Raw genomic sequence first — 22,615 nt, 5'->3', positions numbered from 1 at the left:
GTTATATAATTTCTTTATGGGAATTATATAACGTTTCTTTTTTATGCTGTAAAGCAAAATACGTCATTCATCGCCAACTTTGTAATATAATACTTTATGAAGTAATAATGAGAGCAACATCTATACTAAAGGGTACATTTTTTAAGGTGTGTTTTTTTTTGATTATCATTTGTGTTTCATCGTGCAAAAAGAATAATCCAATTGAGACGACACTAAAGAAAAATGAAACTTTTGCAAAAAATGAAAAGGAAGAAACAGAAGCCTTTTTTTTTATAGCTGCTGCAAATGTTAGTAAAACGATTATTTCAAAAAGCAAGATTGCACAACAAAAAAGTTCAGAAAGTTCAATAGTAATTTTGAGTTTAAAAATCGAAACGCAGCAAAATCGGTTATTAGAAGATATAAATGAATTAGCTACTAAAAGGCTCATTATTATATCTGAAATAGATGCAGCGCATAGAAGAGATACCTACAATTTGGTTAATGTAAATGCTTTTGATTTTGATACTGTTTATCTAAATTCTATGAAAGAATATTTAGAAGATCAAATCGAATTACTGGAATCGATCTCTAAACAAACAAATGACAAAACAATTTTAAAATTAGTATTGACCTATTTGCCTGAACAATTTGATCTTTTAAGAGAAACGGAACTAAACCTGAAAAAAGAAATAAAATAATGGTTAACCAATTTATTGGCAGCTATTTTAATAATGAAAATAAATCTAATACTAAAGACTTTTTAAAGGCTGGAAACGTAAAAAATGAACCCTTTTTAAATTAAATATATTAATCACTAAAATTCAATTATTATGAAAACGAGTAACACCATTTTAGGAATTGTTGGAGCTGCTGCAGCAGGAGCATTATTAGGAGTATTATTTGCACCAGATAAAGGTTCAAATACCAGAAAAAAAATCAAGGATAAATCAAGAGACTACGGCGATAATCTCAAACATAAGTTTGACGGCGTTGTACACACAATCACTTCAAACGGTAAAGAAATTATTCAAGAAGGAAAAGCAAAGTTTAATGAAGCAAAAGAAGACTTTAATGCGCTTAAAGACGAAGCTAAATCTGTAAAAACAAATTACTAAAAAGTGATTCTTTCAAACCATAAATACCACTATCATGGAACCAAATGCAACAACAAATGAAGATCTAAATCTTTATGAGAAAGCCGAAAATTATACCAAAACGAGTTTAGAATTACTAAAACTTAAAACGGTATCGTCTGTGGCCGATGTTGTTTCAACACTCACATCAAAGATTGCGGTTGCGGTTGTTGTTGCATTTTTTTCCTTGTTTCTCAATATTGGTATTAGTTTGTGGATTGGAAAAGAACTTGGAGAATATTACTATGGCTTTTTTATTATGGCACTTTTTTATTTAATTGTTGCCATTGTGATTCATAAAATGCACCATAGCCTAATTAAAACTCCAATTGGAAACACAATTGTTTCCAGTATTCTAAAAGAAACTAAAAACTGATTTATTCGATTAATAACTAAAAAAGACTACTATGGAGGCTATTTACACTATTGACGAATTGAATCAGAAAATACAACAGCTCGAAAATCGACAAGATAAAGAATGGGATTTGATTAAAGAGGAAATCGAGGATATTAAAGATAACTTGAAACCTATTAATCTAATTCGGAATACGGTCGAAGAAATCAATGAAACAATTGGTTTTAAAAGTCATTTGGCACAATCTGCGATTAGTATTGGAATTGGTTTTCTGGCCAAAAAACTAGTAGTAGGAAAAACCCCTTCGACATTTAAAAACATCTTCGGATCATTGTTGCAGCTTGTTGTAACCAATTTAGTTTCGAAACCGCATGAACCCTCGCGCGAAACAGCAAAAGAGGAATCATGACATAATGAACCATCATAAAGAGTGATTGTCTAACTAAATACATACGATTATGGAAAAGTTAAATGAAATAATAGTCAAAAATAGTGTGAACATCTACTCTAACTTATATAAATGTTTTGAATTTACAAGAGTATTTTTAGGTATCTAACTTGTTTATACGTTTTAAATTATAACAAACGATTAAACGGTTAATACATCACTATAGACCCTGAGGTACTGAGGTACTAAGGGGCTGAGATTCTAAGTTTTTTCTTGAAAACTTAAACTTATCTTAACCCAAAAGCGCGAGTTTCACAAAAGTGAAACTCGCGCTTTTTTATTCTCTAAAATACATCTCAGCAAATAAATTATGACATATTACCTCCCAATGGTTGAAACCATTGCCTATTTATAATCACGATTAATCATTTATCACAAAAAAGCCGAACTTTGTTCGGCTTAACTATTTACAGACTCAAAGAAAAGCCTTTGTGCCTCTGCTCCTCTGCACCTTTGCACCTCAATAAAAAAAAACCTCAGAACCTCAGCACCTCAGTCTCTCAACTCCTTAGTTATAATTTTGATAAATAGGAAATTTCAAGCCTACGTAAAGGTTACAGCCTTTAGAATTGTTTGAAAACAAATTGCTGATTAAAGATCCTGAACCAATAAACAACGGGCCGGCTCTAAAACCAGTTCCAACTTGAGTTCCACCATATTCCATCCAAGTTACAGGAAAGTAAAAACTAAATTTTCCATCTTCAAATCTAGGCGTAAATGTAACCGAATTAGTAATTGCTGTTCCATTTGTTTTTTTAGCGTCAATTAATCCAAAATCACCGCTTAAATTCAGGTAAAATTTGTTATTAATGTTCCAGTCAAAATTGGTGTGCAAAGCCGTTGGTAAATTAGCCTGCATTCCTTTTCTTGTTGCTGTTTTTACATAATTAGCATCAAAGAACTCAAAAATATTATCGGCATTATCAATATCGTCCTGCGTAACTCTTCCTGACAAATCGTAGGTGTTTTCGACCATATTTTTGTAATTAAGCTTTCCAATATCTGTTATCGAAACTGCAGTTTTAAACTTGTATCGATTTCCTCTGCAAGTATGGCAATTGGTACGATATTCATATGTAAACCCTAAATCAACACCAACGCCAGCCGAACTTCCGTCAAACTTAGGATCATTACCGTTTTGATAATCATAACTTGCCGCTGTTTTTAATGTTCCCGTTGAGTAATATTCACTCAAAGCGGGATTTACATCATTTTTATTAAAAGCAACACTCAAATTACTTCCGTTAATATAGCCGTTTACTCCTGCCATCAAATATTTCAGCGTAACACCGCCTTTTATAAAATGTTCTTCCTCATCGAGTAAAACTGTACCATAGCTCGCGCCAATCTCTGCCCACGAATTCGTAACAGCATTTGGATTTCCTCCTGTTATTAAAAAACTATTTGAAACATCTAGATCCTTATTTACCTCATCAACAAGTTGACCATTTACATCGACAACATTAGTTACACTTCGTACACGCGTAAAAAGTGCAACGCTGTGAGCTGGCGTAATATTGAACATAACGGACGGACCTAAAATATCAACATTAAAATTCCCCTTATTATTCGATTTAATATTCTTCTTTCCGTCTCTTTGCAAATCAAAACTGCCATCTAAAATCTCGGCAAAATTAACTCCATACAAGTCATTCTGTCCTGTTGCGCTAGCCGAAAATACGTTAATGTCAACTTGGTATTTAGAATCAACAACAGCCGAAGGGTTAAATAGCACACCTTGAATTCCTGCATAATTATCATCCCGAAATCCAAAATACGATTGCCCTTGGGCATAAAAAAAGCTTCCAAAGAAGCAAAATAATAGTAAAGTTCTCTTCATAAATTAGTTTTAAACAATTGGTTAGTTATGCCTTTTATGGTTGAAAGGGCACACAAATATTAAAAGAAAAATGTTAAAAAAAAACTTTTTTTATAAGGAACAAAGAGGCAAAGGTGCAGAGACTCAAAGGTTTTAAGATTTTTCTTAGAATTGATAAAAACCAAAATATTGCTGATGTCTCAAACTATGGAAAATATTTCGGGAGCTATATTGTGGGAAATGTTTTTTGAAAAATGATTTGCAAATACATTGCGTCCCAATGTTTGAAACCATTGGCTATATTTATATTTTTTATCGAGAATCATCACGATCATAAACAAAAAAAGCCGAACAAATGTTCGACTTTTAATATAGTTTAAATTCAAAGAAAACCTTTGAACCTTTGTATCTCTGCTCCTTTGCCCCTAAGTTTAAAAACCTTAGAACCTCAGCATCTTAGTACCTCAGAACCTTAGAATACCTCCGAAGCCTCTTTCAATTTCTCCATATTGTTAACCAACTGAAGCTCGGCAACAATTTTATGAATATCACCATTCATGATATTTCCTAAATCGTAAAGTGTTAAACCAACACGGTGATCGGTTACACGACCTTGCGCATAGTTGTACGTACGAATTTTAGCCGAACGGTCTCCAGAACTAACCTGAGATGTACGTTTTGTAGCATCTTCAGCTTCTTTCTTAGCCAATTCCATTTCGTACAAACGAGAACGTAAAACCGTTAACGCTTTATCTTTATTTTTGTGCTGCGATTTCTGATCTTGACATTGCGCCACTAATCCTGTTGGAATGTGCGTTAAACGTACAGCCGATTTCGTAGTATTTACCGATTGTCCTCCAGGTCCAGACGAACAGAAGAAATCTACACGAACATCGTTCATATCAATTTGTACATCAAACTCTTCTGCTTCTGGCAAAACCATAACAGTAGCCGCCGATGTATGCACACGACCTTGTGTTTCTGTCTGCGGAACACGCTGTACACGGTGAACTCCTGCTTCAAACTTCAAAGTTCCGTAAACATCCTCTCCCGAAACCTCAAAAATAACCTCTTTGAAACCTCCAGAAGTTCCTTCGTTCATATCTACAACCGAAGTTCTCCAGCCTTGAGATTCACAATATTTAGTATACATTCTGAATAAATCTCCTGCAAAAATACTTGCTTCGTCTCCACCCGTTCCCGCGCGAATCTCCACCATTACATTTTTAGCATCTTCAGGATCTTTAGGAATCAACATAAATTTGATTTCCTCCTCCAGCTGCGGCAAACGCTCTTTTGCTTCGTCTAGCTGCATTTTGGCCATTTCAACCATATCTGCATCGCTTCCGTCAGCAATAATTTCGTTTGCTTCGTCAATATTTGCTAAAACAAGAATGTATTCTTCTCTCTTTTCAACCAAAGCTTTTATGCTTTTATATTCTTGGTTGAGTTGCACATAACGTTTTTGATCAGCAATAACATCCGGCTGAATAATCAAATCCGAAATCTCATCAAAACGCTGCTTTACATATTGAAGTCTATCTAACATTTTCTAATTCCTTTTATTGGACTGCAAAATTACAAAATTTTTGTGGAAAATTCTAGTGGTTATTTTTCGGGAATTTTGATGATGAAATTTAGTGGAATTAGGATGGTTTTTAGGAGCTGTTTCCTGCTATCCGTTACGATCTTTTGTGTCGAACACCAGAACGAAAGGATTTCAACTCTAAATGACAACTGAATTCATTTTGATAATCATAATTTAAAAATACATCATTTGATAATTATCGCTGTAATCTAATCCTAATTGGCTGGCAAATAATGATTTCTTGAATATAATAAAGAAAATATCTTCAATTCCATTAACACATTGTTAAAAAAAAAGTTTTTTTTTATATTTTTACAGAAAATTATTATTATAATGAATGATATTAAAGAATTTTTCAAATTTGCAGAATCTCTAAAATTAAATCAAAAAGCAGAATTAACCGACAACAAAGGAACAAGTTTAATTTCACTCGTATATACCGATTTATTTCCAAATAATGCTATCAATGATAAAGTTAATTTACCAAATACAACAATAATTATAGGTCGAAAAGGCACAGGCAAATCTACAATATTTCAAAAATCTATTGAGGATCAATTTGATTCAAGAAAAGCTTTTCCAATTTATATTGATGTAAAAACCATATTCGACAAAGCTACTCCTACGCTTGACTACAATCAAGTTCAATATATATCTAATAAAGAAATAACTAAGTATTTAATTTACAAAAATTTCCTTAAGGAAATAATTAAGGAGATTAATAAAAAAATCGAGAATTTTATTTCTTCTGGTTTCTTTTCAAAGTATTTATTACTTGATACTGCTAAAATTATTAGAATTCAAGAACAACTGACAGAAATTGATTTAAATTTAAAAAATGTTTTTGAAAAAATTGATATTAACTTATTTGACTCAATTGGTACTGAGCTTGAAAAGCAGACTACAAATAATTCAAATTTCGGTGTTAAACTATCAGAAAAACCGGAAATAAACATATCGGATGATTCTTCTAAAACCAAGAAAATTAAAGAACAATTTAATAGTGTTTTTTTAAATTTCCTTAATATAAAAGAATTAATCATCGACAATTTCTTGATTATTAAGGATATTCTAGAAGTTAAGAACCTTTATTTATATTTAGATGATTTTTCTGAAATTGAAATAGAAGCTCAATCAATATTCATTGATTGGTTTATAGCTCCTCTAAATAATTTGTCGGAAAATTTTATTAAATTTAAAATTGCTACGTACAGAGGTAGACTTTATTTAGGTAAAATAGATCGATCTAAAATCGACTTTATACATTTAGATTTTTTCGAAGCTTATAATATCTATAAAAATATTTCTAAGTCTGAAGAACTTGCTTTAGATTATAATATTAGATTAATTGAAAATAGATCTTCACAATTTTTTAAATCATCAAATTTTTATGATTTTTTCGATATAAAAAAAGAAGAATTACATGAAATACTATTTGAAATATCAATGAATATCCCTAGAAAGCTGGGGTATATTTTATCATATTGCTATGAATCAAATTTAATACACGATCAAAAAGTCACAAAAGCAGCCTTAGGAAATGCAGCACAAAGATATTATGAAGAAGTAACAGAAAGTTATTTCATAGCTAATCAATACATAACACGCCCATTTGACGATAAAATAAATATTGCAAGTCAAATAAATTTACTAGAAAAAGTAATTGAAAAGCAAAAATTTAATAAGCAAAATATAAATAAGTCAACAAGTAAATTGTTTGATGGTAGAGATCAGCCTACAAGTCACTTTGTAGTCAATGAAGATTTTGCACAACTACTAAACAATCTCGAGTTAAATGGTTTTTTAAGTACATACAATAAAATCAAAGATAAAAGTAATATTTCATCCACCTTATTTGCCTTAGACTATGGTTTATGCCGAAAACATAATTTAATTTATGGTAGACCCAAGGATACTGAAAAGAGAAAATATTATAGTGATTCCAGATTTAGTCTTAATCACATTATCAGAGAGCACTTCAATTCAACACAAGTATTTAAATGTATTAATGGTCATGAATTTAATTTCGAATTAAAGAAGAATTTAGAAATGTTCGACATGAGTTGTCCAACATGTTTAAAAGAAGGAACAATGACAAAAGTAAGTCTGTCAGTTTCTAGCGAAGAACTATTGCAAAAAATAAAACGAATAGAGTCTAAATCTCTTATAAATATTGATTATGACGAATTTAAAATTTTACATTCTTTAAGTCAATTTTCACCAGTCTCTTTACCTTGCAAAAAATTAGGTGAACTGACAGATTTCTCATATCAATATGTATCAAAAAGAATTCCTAAACTAATTGAATTAGGTTTAGTTGAAGTAGATTCAGAAAAATCTTTAGCTTTAACTAAAGAACATTATTTACTTACTGCAAAAGCAAAAGAAAATATTATCGATCCGATTTTAAAAAGAGTTAAGGAAAAACTGAATGAAATTGAAAATTTCGAACATTTGGACCTGAATATATAATAAAAGGCCCGCGCTGGCGCGAGCGTCCCGCTCCTGAACGCAATCTACATCAATTTTGAAAAACTAGAAAGGCACGAGCGAGACGCTCGCGCTAGCCGGGGCGTCTCGCTCGTGAACGCAATCTAAATCAGTTTTAAAAACTATACGGGCACGAGCGAGACACTCGCGCTAGCGGGAAGGAGTAAGGGAATTGCCAATATACCACCCAAATTACGCTATTGAAGCAATGACAATGCTGAAACTCAAAAAATGATTGATTTAATTGAAACAGAATAAAAAATGCCATTCTCAGCTAGCAAAAAAACATTAAAAAACAAAATGAATACTATATTAACTGACTTAATTATTGCTCTTAATAATATTGATAAAAAATATTATGAACTGCAAAATGTTGCATTCAATAATGGAACTCTTGAATTTGATTCCGAAGAAGACCTAAAGAACTACGAACGCAGATTTATGATTGAGTTCACTGTTCAATATTCAAAATTAGTTCAATTAGATACAAATCAAATCTACAATGCAACACAAACAGATTTTGAAATTCCAAAAAAATATATGTACTCGGATAAGTCTGACGCAAAAATTAGAGATACCTATGAAAAATTAAATAAGAAAGAATCCAAAAGTGATTCAAATTCTGAAATAATGTTTAAATATTTCACAACTATTCCTGACTTTCTCATTCACAAAAGCCAAAATAATTTTGATGAGGAATTTCAAAAACTAATTATTGAAGCCAAGACAAACCAAAGTCCTTCAAAAATTGAAATATTTAAAGACATCTTCCATATAAATATTTACGCTGAAAAATACAATTATCAAAATTCGGTTATTCTGTTAATTAACTACCCGAAAAATAATTGGCTAGCTGACTTGAGAGGATATTTAGCTAATCGATACTACTTAGCATGTACCGAAAAACAGAAAAAAATATTTGTAATATTTAAGGAAAATTATGAAGCAGAACCGATAGTTAATTCTTTATTTGATTTAAAAAGAATCTGCCAACAATTGCTATAATTATTGGCTGTAAAATCTACTAAATAAAAAGATAAAGAAAAGAAAATCAAACCCGATCGCGCAGATCTATCTCTACGATTCATTAGCTCGGATTTGTAATCCGTGCCCGCAACAGTAAGACATCATAAAAATCATCAAAACAAAAAGCTACAAATCATGTAGCTTTTGTTTTATATTTACAAAGTTAACAAACCAATCTTTGCGGGCACGGATTACAGATACGCGCTATCGTTATGCAACAAACGTTTTTTAATGAACAAAAAGAAAAATTGGCTCAAGATTTTTATCGAAAATTTACTTGATTTCATCTTAATGTGGAAATAAAAAAACTAGCAACTGAAAAAAAATGAAAAAAATTGTATTTCGGTTTTGGATCATTAATTTCTTGATAAGCATTTCATTATTTTTTATTTATAGAATTGTGATTTCAGAAACAAATGTGATCGCGGGAAATTCCTTTGAAAAATTTCTACAGATTTTAGATCTCATAATAAATCTAGGTTTTTCTGCTGTATATTTTATTGTGATGATTATCTCTTCGTTTGCAATTCTTCTAAATTTGAAAGAAAAAATCAGAAATAATTTTTACTGGTCGCTTTTGGCATTTTTAGGAATACCATTATTTTGTGTCATTTTTATCCTTATTAATTTATTAATCGATATTTCCGTACACAATGTAACTATTCTAAAAAGGCCTGCCTTTTTTTCAATAATTTATCTATTTCTAACCACAATAGAATTTTTATTGTTCCGAAAAAGAATCAACAAATTCAAAACTGAATAAACAAGATTCCCTAGCTCTGCGAAGGTTTCTGATTTCAAACAAACCATATAAAACATTCCAAATTCAGCATTATTTACATCAGGCATCAATTGTAAATATGCGTACAGAATTGTCTCAAAATGAAGCTAAAAAATCATCCGTTTTTCAAAAAATATAAAGTCATCAAGGTCGTATTATTAGTTCATCTCGCAACTTCAGTACTTGTATTAACTACTCAATTAGTTCATGGTTTTATAAATCAGGATATTGCAGGCAGTTTCAAAAAACCTTTTGAAAATTATAAAGCATTATACAATCCCGAAAAATATCTTAAAAAAGATATTTTTGTAGTTGACACGGCTTTTGTTCAGAGTGAAGTTTCTTCTAGTCAAGGAAAATCTACTTCAAAAGACCATACCATAATTCGCGGTAATTTATTGCATTCTAAAACAAAAAAAGAAATAGATTGCGCTTACATCAATTCGGCAGTGATTACAGGAGCATACACTTACAATCAAAATGTAAAAACAATCAAAGTGCTTAGAAATACGCTTAATGATGAAGTCTTTTATAACGATAAAACAGATCTTAAATCGCAAAAAATTGATGCTGTTTTGGGGTTGTATTTTTATTATTCTTTTATTCCGCTTCTTATAATTCTATTCCTTTTAAAAAAGAAATCACAAAATTAGAATTTGATCTTAATTGTAAAATTGTCTTCTCGTTTAACCTTTCTAAAAAGTTCTAATGCAAAGTAAAATCAATCCCGAAAGCTTTTGAGATTGCGCAGCGAGGCATTAAATACTAACAAAAACAAACATATTGAAAACACTACTGCTTTTTTTATTTTTTTGCGCAGCTGCAAATGCACAGGACAAGCCAATTGGTAATTTTGAACATAGGTATTTTACAGATCCTGCTTATGACGGTTTTAGTTTTGGACAAATTTTTACTCTTCAATTAAATCAAGACAATACTTATACTTTGATCGAAGACATTGAAAACGATGTCCTTGCTGAACCAACAAAAATTATTGGTTCCTATACCTACAATGGACGCATTTTGACTTTGCAAACTCCCGCTATCCGAGCATTTAAGGTGAATAAAAAAATGACCAAATTAAAATCTGTTCAAAAAACGGAAGCGTTCGGAAATAAAATTCGGGAAATCTATATTAAAAAATAAACGATGCAAAATACCTTATAAATGCTGACTGTTAACACGAGATTATTCTTCTAGATTTTGAACTTTTTTAAGAAACAGTTCATCTATTTCATCCAGAAATTCAAATGCATCCAAAGGAAAAAGCTGGTGCACAACTTCTAAAATTAAAGGCAGATTAATAGTTGTTCTTATATCTGTTTCTGAAATTTTATGCACGTCGTTTTCTACACCTAAAATACATAGTTTCAACATTTCATTAATAGTGCAGCCAAGTTCATAATAACTTGAAAACGCAACTTTGGCAACATACTGCTCATTTTCTTTATTAGCCGATTTTAGAGTTTCAAAATAATAACGCATTAATTTTTTGAATTTTTCTTCGTTTTCCACTTCCATTATTATATAAGATTTAATTTACAATTTTAAACAAATATATAAAAAATCAGTCGCATACAACCCCTTTTTTACATTCACTTAAAAACAATCGATTACTTGTAATTTCATTTCTATGAAAAGAGAAAGAAAAAGTGAAATTCCAGAAGTTGTAAAAGACCTAGGAATCAAGATTAAAGATATAATTGAAGAAAAGAAATTCAAGCGACGAGAGGTTGCTCATGATGCAGAAATGGATGTTGAAAGTCTAAGAAAATATATTAAAGGCTCACAGGAAATGAAAATAGGAACTTTATTTAAAATTGCACAAGCTTTAAAAGTTCATCCGAGCGAATTAATTAAGGATTTGTAATACTTCTTTGATTTTTAATTGCTCGACGAAGAGTTCTAATGAAACTCTGCGCAATCTCAAAAACTTTCAAGATTGATTTTGCGTTTTTTCTTCTTATAAATTATTAAACTTACAAACCAAAAAAGCATGACGCTAATTGCAATTTTCTTTCCCTTTGCTTCTTTCTTTTTGAGAGGAAAAATATTCACTTCTATTGTTTGTCTAATCTTACAAATAACTTTAATTGGCTGGATTCCTGCGGCAATTTGGGCTGTTATTTCTTTACAGAATTCAAGAGCCGATAAACGTAATGAGAAACTAATAAAAGCGATGAAAACCAAATCTTAAAATAAAAATGCTATAAACATATCGTCCCGCTGGGACTTTATTACTTTCCAGACTTTAAAAAACAACTTCCTTCTGCTTCAATATTATTTTATAAAATAGTACGGCTTTACGTAAGGTTTTTCAGTAGAAACGAATTACTTTTAAAAAAACTTTTTAACTCGTTTTTAAAACAACCAAAACCAATGAAACTAATACTTAGCATTTTACTTTTTATTTTCAACTCGATTTTATTCGCACAATCCAGTCAATTTGCAGGCGATTATACGCGTTCACTTTCGGACGACGCAAAACAACATATTATCGAATACAAACTGAGCTTAAATCCCGATGGAACTTTTGAGTTTCATTCCTATTCCAAAATACAAGGCGGAACTCCGCCAGAATCTAACAAATACGGAAAAGGAAAATGGACTGTAAAAGACAATATGATTACCTTTTCTACCAACAAAAAAGAAGATCTTAACGAAAAATACACTTTAGATTTTAATACTTCGAAAGCGAGATTTGTAACCAAAAATCCTAGAGACAAAACAGACCAAATTGTTAAAACAAAACTTCAATTTTTAGATTCGCAAATTCCGTGGATGAAAAAAATCGATATTTTTAAGATATAACAACATACAAGAACAAATGCTTATCAAGAAAGCTGCAGGAAATTATTTTCTGCAGCTTTTTTTTAGTTTATTAACAAAAAAAATCAATCTTTGCGAATGAGATTGTAAATTCATAAAAAATCAAGTTCCAGCAAGTAACTTTCTAACACCTATTTTAATTATGGAAACAAATTTTGAAGCAGGAATAAATATCGCAATTAAAATTCCAAAGCAAAAATACGATCAAACTGTAGCTTTTTATCGTGACATTTTAAAACTAGAAGTAAAAGAAGTGGCTATAACAAATCCGACCGTTTCAAAAACACATTCGGTTAAATTTGGTCACAATGTTATTTGGCTGGATTGTGTGGATAATTACACCCATTCTGAAACTTGGCTTCAATTAACGGTTCCCGATGTCGAAAAAGCGACGGATTATTTAAAACAAAATGGCGTAGAAACCTGCGACGAAATTGAGGAAATTCCAGAAAATATGCATTGGATTATGGATCCTGCAGGTACGGTTTTTAATTTGCAGAAAAACTCAAATCGTGAATAACTAAAAAAACAATTTTACAAGCATCACAACTACTACTAAAAGCAAACGCTAAAAATCTAATCTATAAACCACGAAAAAAAGAATCTATTAACATGACAAAATCTGATACCGAAATTTTAAAAACCAAACAACATTTTGAAATCCTTGACGGCTTAAGAGGAATTGCGGCTTTGGCAATCGTAGTTTTTCATTTTATGGAAATCGTTTATCTGCCCAACGAAAATTTTATTGCACACGGTTTTTTAGCCGTTGACTTTTTCTTTTGTCTCTCAGGATTTGTTATCGCCTACGCTTATCACGATCGTATTGACAAAATGGGAATTAAAGAGTTCTTTAAATCAAGGTTAATACGATTACATCCGTTAGTTGTTTTTGGTGCTGTATTGGGTTTTCTAGCCTTTCTTTTTGATCCTTTCAGCGGTCATTCCGCAACTTATGATACTGACAGATTAATTTTGTTGTTTATTACTTCGCTGCTTCTAATTCCTTTTCCTGTAATGCCAGATCGTTATTTCAATATATTTGGTTTAAATGCACCCGCATGGTCTTTGTTTTGGGAATATATTGCTAATATTCTTTACGCACTTTTCCTGCATAAATTAAGTCGTAAATGGCTTTTTATATTAACCCTTTTGGCTGCTGCAGGAATTTGTTTTGTTAGTTATCGCGCGGGAGGTTCGTTGATGGGCGGATGGAGCGGAGAAACTTTTTGGGATGGCTGCGCTCGTATTTCGTTTTCTTTTTTAGCAGGAATGCTCATTTACCGTTCCAACTGGATTATTAAATCAAAACTTGGATTTATTGGGTTATCTGTATTATTGCTGTTAACATTTGTAATGCCGTTTTCTGGTTGGAACTGGCTTACAGAACCTTTGGTAGTTTTACTGTATTTCCCTTTATTGATTGCATTAGGAGCTGGAGCTTCATTAACAGAAGGTTTTAGAAAAATTTGTGTTTTCTTCGGAAAAATATCCTATCCTTTATACATGACGCATTATGCCGTAATGTGGATTTTTGCAGGTTATTACACCAAATACAAACCCGCAGTTGGCGAACTGACTTTGATTATAATTGCAGGAACTACACTTTTGCTTGGTTTCGCTTATTTGACAATGGTTTTGTATGATACTCCAATTAGAAAATATCTTACTGATAGAAGAAAGAAAGTTTAATTATTTGAAGTACACGAAATTTACTATGTGAAAGAAATATATTTCTTTTACAAACTCCTTTTTTACACCTAAAATCTATGTTTCTATGTGTTAAAAAACAACTATACGCAACAGCTAAGTTAAGTAGTTTTGTATTTTCGTGGTAAAACACTTGTTAGGTATGAGCAACGACTTCTATTATAATTTTCTTTTGCCAGAAGAGCCGCTTGCTGACTTTGTAGAAAACATTGGTATGTTCTGCAATCCGTCAGACAAAGCAAAAGAAGTCGTTTTAATGCCAGACGGAAGAGTCGATTTGTTTTTTCTGCAATCCGATCAAGCGCCTTTTCAGATTCTATTAATCGGGTTGGAAACAATACCCGAAGAACGAGTTATTCCGTCGCACACACTTGCGTTTAAAGTAAGTTTTAAACCGCTTGGTGTCGAGTATCTTTTACAGACTTCGATTGCCGATATTTTAAACAGTGCCAAAGAGCTGCCTAAAGACTTTTGGAATATTAAGACTAATGATTTGAAAGATTTTGAAGCTTTTCAGCAAAAAATAACAGCGCAATTAAAAGAACTTTTGCCTCATTCAATAGACGAAAGAAAACGGCAGATTTTTGAACTTATTTATGCTTCAAACGGCGAAATAAAAGTAAAAGAACTTTCAGAAAAAATAGCTTGGAGCAGCCGAGAAATAAACCGATATTTTAATAAGCAATTTGGACTTTCTTTAAATGCTTTTTGCAAAATTCTACGTTTCAAAGCTTCTTTACAGCATATTGCAAAAGGCAGACTTTTTCCCGAATTAAACTTTACCGATCAAACTCATTTTATAAAGGAAATAAAAAAATTCTCGGGCGTTGTTCCCAGCGAACTTTTAAAAAATAAAGATGACCGATTTATACTATTATCGGTCCTGAAACAACAATAATTTTGCCTCGTATTACTAAAACTATACGAGATGTTACTACAAAATAAACAAGTAGCCATCATAGGCGGCGGTCCCGGCGGACTTACATTAGCAAGACTTTTACAACTGCAAAACGTGAATGTAAAGGTTTATGAAAGGGATTTGAATAAAAACGCAAGAGTACAAGGTTCGCTGCTCGATTTACACAACGATTCTGGACTTGCCGCGATTCGAAAAGCTAATTTGTTTGAAGAATTTAAAAACAATTTTCTACCCGGTGCCGATAAAACTCTAATCGTAAATGAGCAGGCTGCTATATTTTATAGTGACCATGATACTAATCTTGATGAAGATTTTGACAATGAATATTTTCGTCCTGAAATTGATCGTGGTACTTTACGAAAAATACTGCTCGAGTCTTTACAACCTGAAACTGTAATTTGGAACAGTCATTTTGATTCAATGGAAAAACAAAATAACGGCTGGTTGCTGCATTTTAAAAATGGTTCGTCTGCTTATGCAGATGTTGTTATAGGTTCTGATGGAGCAAACTCTAAAATACGCCCTTATATTACAAATATCAAACCTATTTACTCTGGCATAACCATGCTTGAAGGCAATGTTTACGAATCTCAAAAAGCAGTTCCTAACATTGATTCGTTATGCAAAGGCGGAAAAATAATGGCTTTTGGGAATAACAAAAATATATTGCTTGGACAAAAAGGCGGCGGCGATCTTGGTTTTTATGCCAGCTTTAGAGACAATGAAAACTGGACTGCTGAAAGCGGTTTAGATTTTTCGGATAAAACACAAATACTAAATTGGTTCAAAAATGAATATCCAGAATGGAGTACGATTTGGTACGAATTATTCGAAAATGTCACAACGCCATTTATTCCGAGACCTATTTATTGCATGCCTTTAAATCAAACTTGGGAAGCTTTGCCAAATGCCACAATTATTGGAGATGCTGCACACGTAATGCCTCCTTTTGCTGGCGAAGGTGCAAATATGGCGATGCTTGATGCTTTGGAATTAAGCGAATGTTTAACTTCTAACAAATACGATACACTGCAAGAAGCCATTTCGTTATATGAATTGAATATGCGTGAAAGAGCTTCTAAAGCGGCGCAAGAATCTCTTGAAAACGGCGATAAAATGCATTCAGAAAACGCCTTGAAAATGATGTTGGATTTTTTCTCTGAGGGACTAAGAGGCTAAGATGCTAAGGTTCTGAGGTACTAAAATGTTGGAATTCTTAATTCTCTTGTATTTTTGCTGGATCAAATCGTTTTAAATTCTACTATTGCCAATAATCTTGTCAATTCCGATGAACAAGGAATCACCCTCGGGATTTGACAAAAATTGACGATTTAGATTGTGGAATTCCTTGTGTGATCTCTCCTTCGTCGAGATGACATAAAATGAAATAAAAAAAGTACCAATACGTGATTAAAAAAAACTTTGTTCCTTTGTTCCTAAGAACCTTTGCGCCTTTCTTATAAAAAATTCTTAATTTGCGCCTTCAAATAAGAAGGAGAAAAATGAAGGTCTGTATTGCTGAGAAACCAAGTGTAGCACGTGAAATCGCATCCGTTTTGGGTGCCAATACCAAACACGATGGGTATTACGAAGGCAATGGTTATGCTGTGACCTATACTTTTGGGCATTTATGCACCTTAAAAGAACCTAACGATTATAAACCGCACTGGAAAAGCTGGGATTTGAACAACTTGCCAATGCTTCCTGAGAAATTTGAAACCAAAGTAGTTCAGAATTCAGGAATCCAAAAGCAGTTTAAAATTATAAAAAGCCTTTTTGACAAAGCCGAATTGGTTATAAACTGCGGGGATGCCGGGCAAGAAGGAGAATTAATTCAGCGCTGGGTAATGAACGAAGCAAATTACAAAGGCGAAATACAACGTTTATGGATTTCATCTCTAACTACTGAAGCTATAAAAGAGGGTTTTGACAACTTAAAACCTTCTGAAAACTACGATAATTTATTCTACGCCGGATTTTCAAGAGCGATTGGCGATTGGTTACTTGGTATGAATGCCACTCGTTTGTACACTGTAAAACATGGCGGTTACAAACAAGTTTTGTCTATCGGGCGCGTACAAACGCCAACATTAGCAATGGTTGTAGATCGATTTAAAGAAATCGAAAACTTTAAACCTCAGCCCTATTGGGAATTACAAACTTTATATAGAGAAACACTTTTTAGTTATGAAGAAGGTCGTTTTCTGAAAAAAGAAGATGGTGAAATTCTAGCAGAGAAAGTCAAAGAAAGTGATTTTGAAATTGTTTCTGTTGATAAAAAGAACGGAAACGAATATGCTCCAAAACTTTTTGATTTAACTGGTTTACAAGTGTATTGCAATCAAAAATTTGGATTTTCGGCAGAAGAAACACTTAAAATTGCGCAGTCATTATACGAACAAAAAGCCATTACATACCCAAGAGTTGATACTACTTTTCTACCAGGAGATATTTATCCGAAAGTAACTGGTATTTTGCAAAAATTAACGCATTACGCAGAACTGACACAGCCGCTTTTAGGAAAAAAAATAAAAAAATCGCCTAAGGTTTTCAACGATAAAAAAGTAACAGATCACCACGCTATTATTCCAACCGGAATAGAAATTAATCTGCAATACAATCAGCAGCAAGTTTATGACATTATTACAAAACGTTTTATTGCGGTTTTCTATGATGATTGTTTAGTTGCAAATACTACCGTTATTGGAAAAGCTGCCGATGTAACTTTTAAAGCAACAGGAAAAGAAATCTTAAAAAAAGGATTTCGAGTTGTTTTTGAAGATCCAAACGCAAAAGAAAAAGAAGCCGATTTACTGCCAAGTTTTGTTGTGGGCGAAAAAGGTCCGCATGAACCTTCGTTTCTGCAAAAAGAAACTAAACCGCCCAATCATTTTACCGAAGCTACTTTACTGCGCGCCATGGAAACGGCAGGAAAACAAGTTGACGACGAAGATTTGCGCGAATTAATGAAAGAAAACGGTATTGGTCGTCCGTCAACGCGAGCGAATATTATCGAAACTCTTTTTAAACGTCAATATATTGTTCGAAATAAAAAGCAGGTTTTACCCACAACAACAGGAATTCAGTTGATTGATACAATTCAGAATGAATTGATAAAATCAGCAGAGCTTACGGGTTCTTGGGAAAAACAACTGAAAGACATTGAAAAAGGCAGTTTTACCGCTTCGGCCTTTATAAAAAACATGAAACGTATGGTTGAAGCTTTAGTCTATGAAGTACGAAGCGAAACTAAACATGCCAATATTTCGCACGCAGCAACAATCCAGAAACCTGTTGTTAAAGCAGAAAAAAAGAAAGCTGCTGGTATTTTGTCTGAAACCTGTCCGAAATGTAAAAAAGGAAATTTCATCAAAGGAAAATCCGCTTTTGGATGCAGCGAATACAAATCTGGCTGCGATTTTGTCCTTCCTAATGTTTTTGCCGATAAAAAAATTACCGAAAGTCAATACTTGCGACTGCTTCAAAAAGGTTCTACCGTAAATATAAAAGGCTTTAAAACAGATTCTGGAACGGTTGAAGGTTTGATTCGTTTTGAAGAAAATTTCAAACTTAAACTAGAACCAAAGAAAACTGAGGCTAAACAGACTACAAATGAATCATCTGATTCTTTAATCTGTCCGAAATGTAAAAAAGGAACAATCTTAAAAGGAAAAACGGCTTATGGCTGTGCCGAATACAAATCGGGCTGTGATTTTAAAGTGACTTTTGATGAAGTCCGCGCTAAACTAAAAGATCAAAAACCTACTAAAGAATTGGTTTATTCTATTTTGAAGGAAAGCGTTTAGTTTTTTCTTGCCACAGATTAATGGGATTAAAATGATTCTTTACTTTGTGTGTTTGTTGCCACTAATTACACGAATTTCCACGAATTAAATTTTACGCAGATTTAAAAAGATTTAAGCAGATAATCGCAGATCTATTTAACACAGAATCAAAAATAAATCTGCCTAAATCTGCAGAATCTGCGTGAAACAAAATCATTTTAATCCTTTTAATCAGTGGCAAAACATTCTCAATTTTTCAAAGTTTAATTCTTGGGAAAATGGATTCTTTACTTTGTGTGTCTGTTGCCATGAATTTCCACGAATTGATTTTTACGCAGATTTAAAAAGATTTAAGCAGATAATCGCAGATTTATTTAACACAGAATCAAAAATAAATCTGCCCAAATCTGCAGAATCTGCGTGAAACAAAATCATTTTAATCCTTTTAATCAGTGGCAAAACATTTTCATTTTTTCAAAGTTTAATTCTTATAAAAATGGATTCTTTACTTTGTGTATCTGTTGCCACGAATTGCACTAATTTCCACAAATTAATTTTTACGCAGATTTAAAAAGATTTAAGCAGATAATTGCAGATTTATTTAACATAGAATCAAAATTAGATCTGCCCAAATCTGCAGAATCTGCGTGAGACAAAATCATTTTAATTCGCCAATTCTACGACAAAAAACATTACAATTCAAAAAAAACAATTCGTGTAAATTCGTGTAATTCGTGGCATCAATTTTTTTCATACTTTAGTACAATCAAAACTCATAAATATGTTTCAGAAAATTACTCTTTTAGCACTTGTTATAACAGCTGTTTCTTGTCAAAAAAAAGAATCTGTAGAAAAGGATAAAATCAAAATTGCCGACTGGCTTATTGGTAACTGGGAAAACAAATCGACTGACGGTGTTCTTACTGAAAACTGGCAAAAATTAAACGACAGTACTTTTAGCGCTTCCTCTTATTTTATAAAAGGCAAAGACACTATTCATTTTGAGTCTATTATTCTAGCTCAGCTTGGAGAAACTTTAACGTATAAAGCAACTGTAAAAGGACAAAATGATGATAAACCAGTTTCTTTTGCATCAACTTTAGAGTCTGACAAACAATTGGTTTTTGAAAATACCAAACACGATTATCCTCAAAAAATCACTTATACAAAAGGTGTAGATAATACTATAACCGCTGAAATTTCTGGAAACTTGAATGGAAAACCAAGTTCTGAGAAGTTTGTTATGACGAAAAAATAAGTTCTATGTGAATCGAAGATTTGATTTACAACTTTATAATACTCAACAGAAACCTAACAGGTTTTGAAAGCCTGTTAGGTTTAGCCAAAAACAGATAAATTTTGGCTAAAGCCTCCAATCTAAATTTTACTATTTACATCCAACTAAAGCTGGACGCTATTCATTTTTATAGAATACAAAAAAATCAAAAAATTGGTGCCTTTGTATCAAAAAACCTCAGTCTCTTAGTAACTTAGAACCTCAGCACCTTCAAAAAAGCACCTTCAAAAAAAGCTACTCATTCTCCCCTATTTTATTCACCATAAAAATCATAAGTATTCCTAAAAGTGCCATTACTAAAAAGGCCCATTTCATACTTAAATATTCAGAGATAAAACCAACCATTGGCGGCACTAATAAAAATCCGAGATAGCCAATAGTAGATATCGAAGTTAATGCTGAACCGCTGCTTAATGTGGAGGATCTTCCGGCAATACTAAATACAAGCGGAACTACACAAGAAACTCCAAAACCAATTAAAACATAACCAAAAATAGTTGGATAAGCATACGGCAGGATAAAGCAGATACCAAATCCTACTGTGATTAAAACGCCGCTGTAAAACAAAATTCGTTTGGTACCAAATTTCATTACACCATAATCACCAAACAAGCGTCCTAAGGTTACGGCTGTTGCAAAAAAGACAAATGCGGCACTGGTTAACTTTGGCGAAGCTTTTAGTATATTTTCAAAATAAATTCCGCTCCAATCGTACATGGTATTTTCGCAGGCCATTGAAACAAAGCAAATCAAGGCAAATTTTACCAGATTTTTTTCGGGCATCGAAAAGAACTTCTTTTTTACCGGAACGGGTTCATTATGAATACTCATTGGATAAAAACAAGCTGTAAGTGCCATCATAAAAACACTTACTCCTAATAAATGATGTGATGGTGCGATTTGCTGCGTTACCATAACATAACCTAAACCTGCACCTGTAAAAACGGCAATACTCCAAACGGCATGAAAACGTGTTATAATCGATTTGGGATATAATTTTTGAACCTCAAGAGATTGTGCATTTATAGATAAATTGAAAATATTACGCGAAGCTCCAAAAATTAAAAGTACAAAAACCAGCTGCCATACAAACGCAACCAATCCTGGAAGCGACAATACAATATTGAACATGATCGCTCCTAAAAGCATAATGTAACGACTGCTGTATTTGTTCAACAATTTTCCAGTAAAAGGCATTGTAAGCATTAACCCAATTGGAAATGCGAACAAAACTGCTCCAAATTCGGCTTCAGATAAATGCAGTTGTGCTTGTATATGCGGGATTCTAGAAACCCAAGAAGAATATCCAAAACCTGAAAGGAAAAAAAATACAGTATTGGCTATACGATATCCTCTAGGCGTGTTTTGAATTTTTTTAAAGAATGGTAAAATCATGAAGGCTTTTTTCAGATTGCAAAATTAGGGCTTTTTAAAAGGAACTGCGCCCCTTTTTGCTTTTTCTATTTGCAAAATACCAATTCAACTGTTTTAGTTTCAAAAACAGAACAACAACTTCCTTTTTAATAATAAATAATGGCTTTAAATACATAAAAAACAAAAAATACTTAAATGCGTTTTACTTACAAATACAAATCAAAATCAAGGTTTTAACAAGCCAAATAAGAATTAGTTTTAAAGATTTTTACTTTTATTTTTAATTGTTCTAAATAAATTTTAAGTTTGTACCATTATCATACTTAACAAATTAATCTTGATCATATGAAATCAAATACTTTAAAAACACTAACATTTTTATTTTTAGCATTTTTTGCAGCACCTCAGCTTTTTGCACACGCGCTTTGGATTGAAACTAAAGCTGCTGGAACAAAAGGAAAAGCACAAGAAATCTCAGTTTACTTTGGAGAATTTTCAGATAATGACATTACAAAAGCAGACAAATGGTTTTCTGATTTAAAAGATTTTAGTTTAATATTGGTTTCTCCTTCAAAAAAAGAAACTAAACTTACTGCAAAAGCTTTAGACAATAAATACCAAGCCTTTTTTACTCCTGATGAAGACGGAGTTTACACGGTTGTAATGCATCATAAGGTAAAAGATGTTTACGGAACTATGGTTCTTGATTACAACTCTAGCGCAACTGTTGTGGTTGGAAACAAATCTGCTGGAAATTCTGCTTCTGCCAACAAAAATGTAATCAGCGTATTTAGTGAAAATGCTGATAGTACAAAAAAAGACGCAAAAATAAATGGTGTGGCTTTATATGATGGTGCAGCTGCAAAGGAGCAAAAAATAAAAGTTATCGCTCCAAATGGCTGGGAAAAAGAATTATGGACAAATGATAAAGGCGAGTTTTCGTTTACGCCAATCTGGTCTGGAAATTATATGGTAGAATTTGCTTATACTGAAAAAGCTGCTGGTGAACACAATGGCAAAAAATACGATGAAATCTGGAAAATGGCTACTTACTTAATCGCGGTCAAATAATTTTCAAT

Annotated in this window: 22 protein-coding genes; 18 read left to right on the top strand and 4 right to left on the bottom strand. The window is 32.3% G+C overall.

The features are described from left to right. Positions 1–158 precede the first annotated feature (158 nt). The 4 genes from ACHRV0_RS15605 to ACHRV0_RS15590 all read left to right on the top strand — a co-directional run bounded on the left by ACHRV0_RS15605 (position 159) and on the right by ACHRV0_RS15590 (position 1,879). On the top strand, positions 159–680 hold the full coding sequence (locus tag ACHRV0_RS15605) for a DUF4142 domain-containing protein (RefSeq protein WP_241686596.1): 522 nt from the start codon (positions 159–161) through the stop codon (positions 678–680). Between the two features lie 132 nt (positions 681–812). Continuing rightward, a complete protein-coding gene (locus ACHRV0_RS15600) occupies positions 813–1,097 on the top strand; it encodes a YtxH domain-containing protein (protein ID WP_089055197.1) in 285 nt (94 codons plus the stop codon). A 34-nt stretch (positions 1,098–1,131) separates the two neighbouring features. Further along, complete coding sequence (locus tag ACHRV0_RS15595; RefSeq protein WP_129025008.1) at positions 1,132–1,491, top strand: hypothetical protein; 360 nt, start codon at positions 1,132–1,134, stop codon at positions 1,489–1,491. Positions 1,492–1,522: 31 nt separating this feature from the next. Continuing rightward, positions 1,523–1,879 carry a hypothetical protein gene (locus ACHRV0_RS15590; protein WP_129025010.1) on the top strand — a complete coding sequence of 119 codons (357 nt, stop codon included), beginning with the start codon at positions 1,523–1,525 and terminating at the stop codon, positions 1,877–1,879. A 547-nt stretch (positions 1,880–2,426) separates the two neighbouring features. Here ACHRV0_RS15590 and ACHRV0_RS15585 read toward each other — a convergent pair. Both ACHRV0_RS15585 and prfA read right to left on the bottom strand, forming a co-directional pair. Next, positions 2,427–3,758, bottom strand: a complete 1,332-nt coding sequence (locus ACHRV0_RS15585) for a DUF5723 family protein (RefSeq protein ID WP_395441503.1) — start codon at positions 3,756–3,758, stop codon at positions 2,427–2,429. A gap of 451 nt (positions 3,759–4,209) precedes the next feature. Beyond that, the gene (gene prfA, locus ACHRV0_RS15580) at positions 4,210–5,286 is read right to left on the bottom strand and encodes a peptide chain release factor 1 (RefSeq protein WP_089056494.1); all 1,077 of its coding nucleotides are present in this window, start codon (positions 5,284–5,286) and stop codon (positions 4,210–4,212) included. A 372-nt stretch (positions 5,287–5,658) separates the two neighbouring features. Between prfA and ACHRV0_RS15575 the strand changes: the two genes are divergently transcribed. The 4 genes from ACHRV0_RS15575 (at position 5,659) to ACHRV0_RS15560 (ending at position 10,768) form a co-directional block, all read left to right on the top strand. Beyond that, positions 5,659–7,797 (top strand): hypothetical protein, encoded by a 2,139-nt coding sequence (locus ACHRV0_RS15575; protein WP_395441502.1) that lies wholly within the window; start codon positions 5,659–5,661, stop codon positions 7,795–7,797. Positions 7,798–8,115: 318 nt separating this feature from the next. Next, complete coding sequence (locus ACHRV0_RS15570; RefSeq protein WP_395441501.1) at positions 8,116–8,820, top strand: hypothetical protein; 705 nt, start codon at positions 8,116–8,118, stop codon at positions 8,818–8,820. A 903-nt stretch (positions 8,821–9,723) separates the two neighbouring features. Then, entirely contained in the window at positions 9,724–10,275 is a 552-nt protein-coding gene (locus tag ACHRV0_RS15565) for a hypothetical protein (RefSeq protein WP_395441500.1), read from the top strand. A gap of 130 nt (positions 10,276–10,405) precedes the next feature. Further along, positions 10,406–10,768, top strand: a complete 363-nt coding sequence (locus tag ACHRV0_RS15560) for a hypothetical protein (RefSeq protein WP_395441499.1) — start codon at positions 10,406–10,408, stop codon at positions 10,766–10,768. Positions 10,769–10,810: 42 nt separating this feature from the next. Here the strand turns inward: ACHRV0_RS15560 and ACHRV0_RS15555 are convergent, their stop codons facing one another. Continuing rightward, positions 10,811–11,143 (bottom strand): hypothetical protein, encoded by a 333-nt coding sequence (locus ACHRV0_RS15555; protein WP_395441498.1) that lies wholly within the window; start codon positions 11,141–11,143, stop codon positions 10,811–10,813. Between the two features lie 112 nt (positions 11,144–11,255). Between ACHRV0_RS15555 and ACHRV0_RS15550 the strand changes: the two genes are divergently transcribed. The 9 genes from ACHRV0_RS15550 (at position 11,256) to ACHRV0_RS15510 (ending at position 20,123) form a co-directional block, all read left to right on the top strand. Next, entirely contained in the window at positions 11,256–11,492 is a 237-nt protein-coding gene (locus tag ACHRV0_RS15550) for a helix-turn-helix domain-containing protein (protein ID WP_370431869.1), read from the top strand. 126 nt (positions 11,493–11,618) lie between these two features. Then, positions 11,619–11,819, top strand: a complete 201-nt coding sequence (locus ACHRV0_RS15545) for a YqaE/Pmp3 family membrane protein (RefSeq protein WP_395441497.1) — start codon at positions 11,619–11,621, stop codon at positions 11,817–11,819. A gap of 182 nt (positions 11,820–12,001) precedes the next feature. Beyond that, positions 12,002–12,433 carry a hypothetical protein gene (locus ACHRV0_RS15540; RefSeq protein ID WP_370431871.1) on the top strand — a complete coding sequence of 144 codons (432 nt, stop codon included), beginning with the start codon at positions 12,002–12,004 and terminating at the stop codon, positions 12,431–12,433. A 160-nt stretch (positions 12,434–12,593) separates the two neighbouring features. Next, entirely contained in the window at positions 12,594–12,971 is a 378-nt protein-coding gene (locus ACHRV0_RS15535) for a VOC family protein (RefSeq protein WP_129025031.1), read from the top strand. A 92-nt stretch (positions 12,972–13,063) separates the two neighbouring features. Beyond that, on the top strand, positions 13,064–14,143 hold the full coding sequence (locus ACHRV0_RS15530; protein ID WP_395441496.1) for an acyltransferase family protein: 1,080 nt from the start codon (positions 13,064–13,066) through the stop codon (positions 14,141–14,143). A 160-nt stretch (positions 14,144–14,303) separates the two neighbouring features. Next, entirely contained in the window at positions 14,304–15,059 is a 756-nt protein-coding gene (locus tag ACHRV0_RS15525) for a DUF6597 domain-containing transcriptional factor (RefSeq protein WP_395441495.1), read from the top strand. 30 nt (positions 15,060–15,089) lie between these two features. Beyond that, positions 15,090–16,259, top strand: a complete 1,170-nt coding sequence (locus tag ACHRV0_RS15520) for an FAD-dependent oxidoreductase (RefSeq protein WP_395441494.1) — start codon at positions 15,090–15,092, stop codon at positions 16,257–16,259. A 323-nt stretch (positions 16,260–16,582) separates the two neighbouring features. Next, positions 16,583–18,886 carry a DNA topoisomerase 3 gene (locus tag ACHRV0_RS15515; protein WP_395441493.1) on the top strand — a complete coding sequence of 768 codons (2,304 nt, stop codon included), beginning with the start codon at positions 16,583–16,585 and terminating at the stop codon, positions 18,884–18,886. 760 nt (positions 18,887–19,646) lie between these two features. After that, positions 19,647–20,123 carry a DUF6265 family protein gene (locus ACHRV0_RS15510; protein WP_395441492.1) on the top strand — a complete coding sequence of 159 codons (477 nt, stop codon included), beginning with the start codon at positions 19,647–19,649 and terminating at the stop codon, positions 20,121–20,123. Positions 20,124–20,396: 273 nt separating this feature from the next. On the opposite strand, the gene ACHRV0_RS15505 is transcribed toward ACHRV0_RS15510, so the two are convergent. After that, positions 20,397–21,557 carry an MFS transporter gene (locus ACHRV0_RS15505; RefSeq protein WP_089055220.1) on the bottom strand — a complete coding sequence of 387 codons (1,161 nt, stop codon included), beginning with the start codon at positions 21,555–21,557 and terminating at the stop codon, positions 20,397–20,399. Between the two features lie 324 nt (positions 21,558–21,881). On the opposite strand from ACHRV0_RS15505, the gene ACHRV0_RS15500 reads away from it, so the two are divergent. Next, on the top strand, positions 21,882–22,607 hold the full coding sequence (locus tag ACHRV0_RS15500; RefSeq protein WP_395441491.1) for a DUF4198 domain-containing protein: 726 nt from the start codon (positions 21,882–21,884) through the stop codon (positions 22,605–22,607). Positions 22,608–22,615 lie beyond the last annotated feature (8 nt).

Source organism: Flavobacterium sp. FlaQc-30 (genome assembly GCF_044005885.1).
Taxonomy (GTDB): domain Bacteria; phylum Bacteroidota; class Bacteroidia; order Flavobacteriales; family Flavobacteriaceae; genus Flavobacterium.
This window is presented reverse-complemented; position numbering and strand designations above follow the sequence as displayed.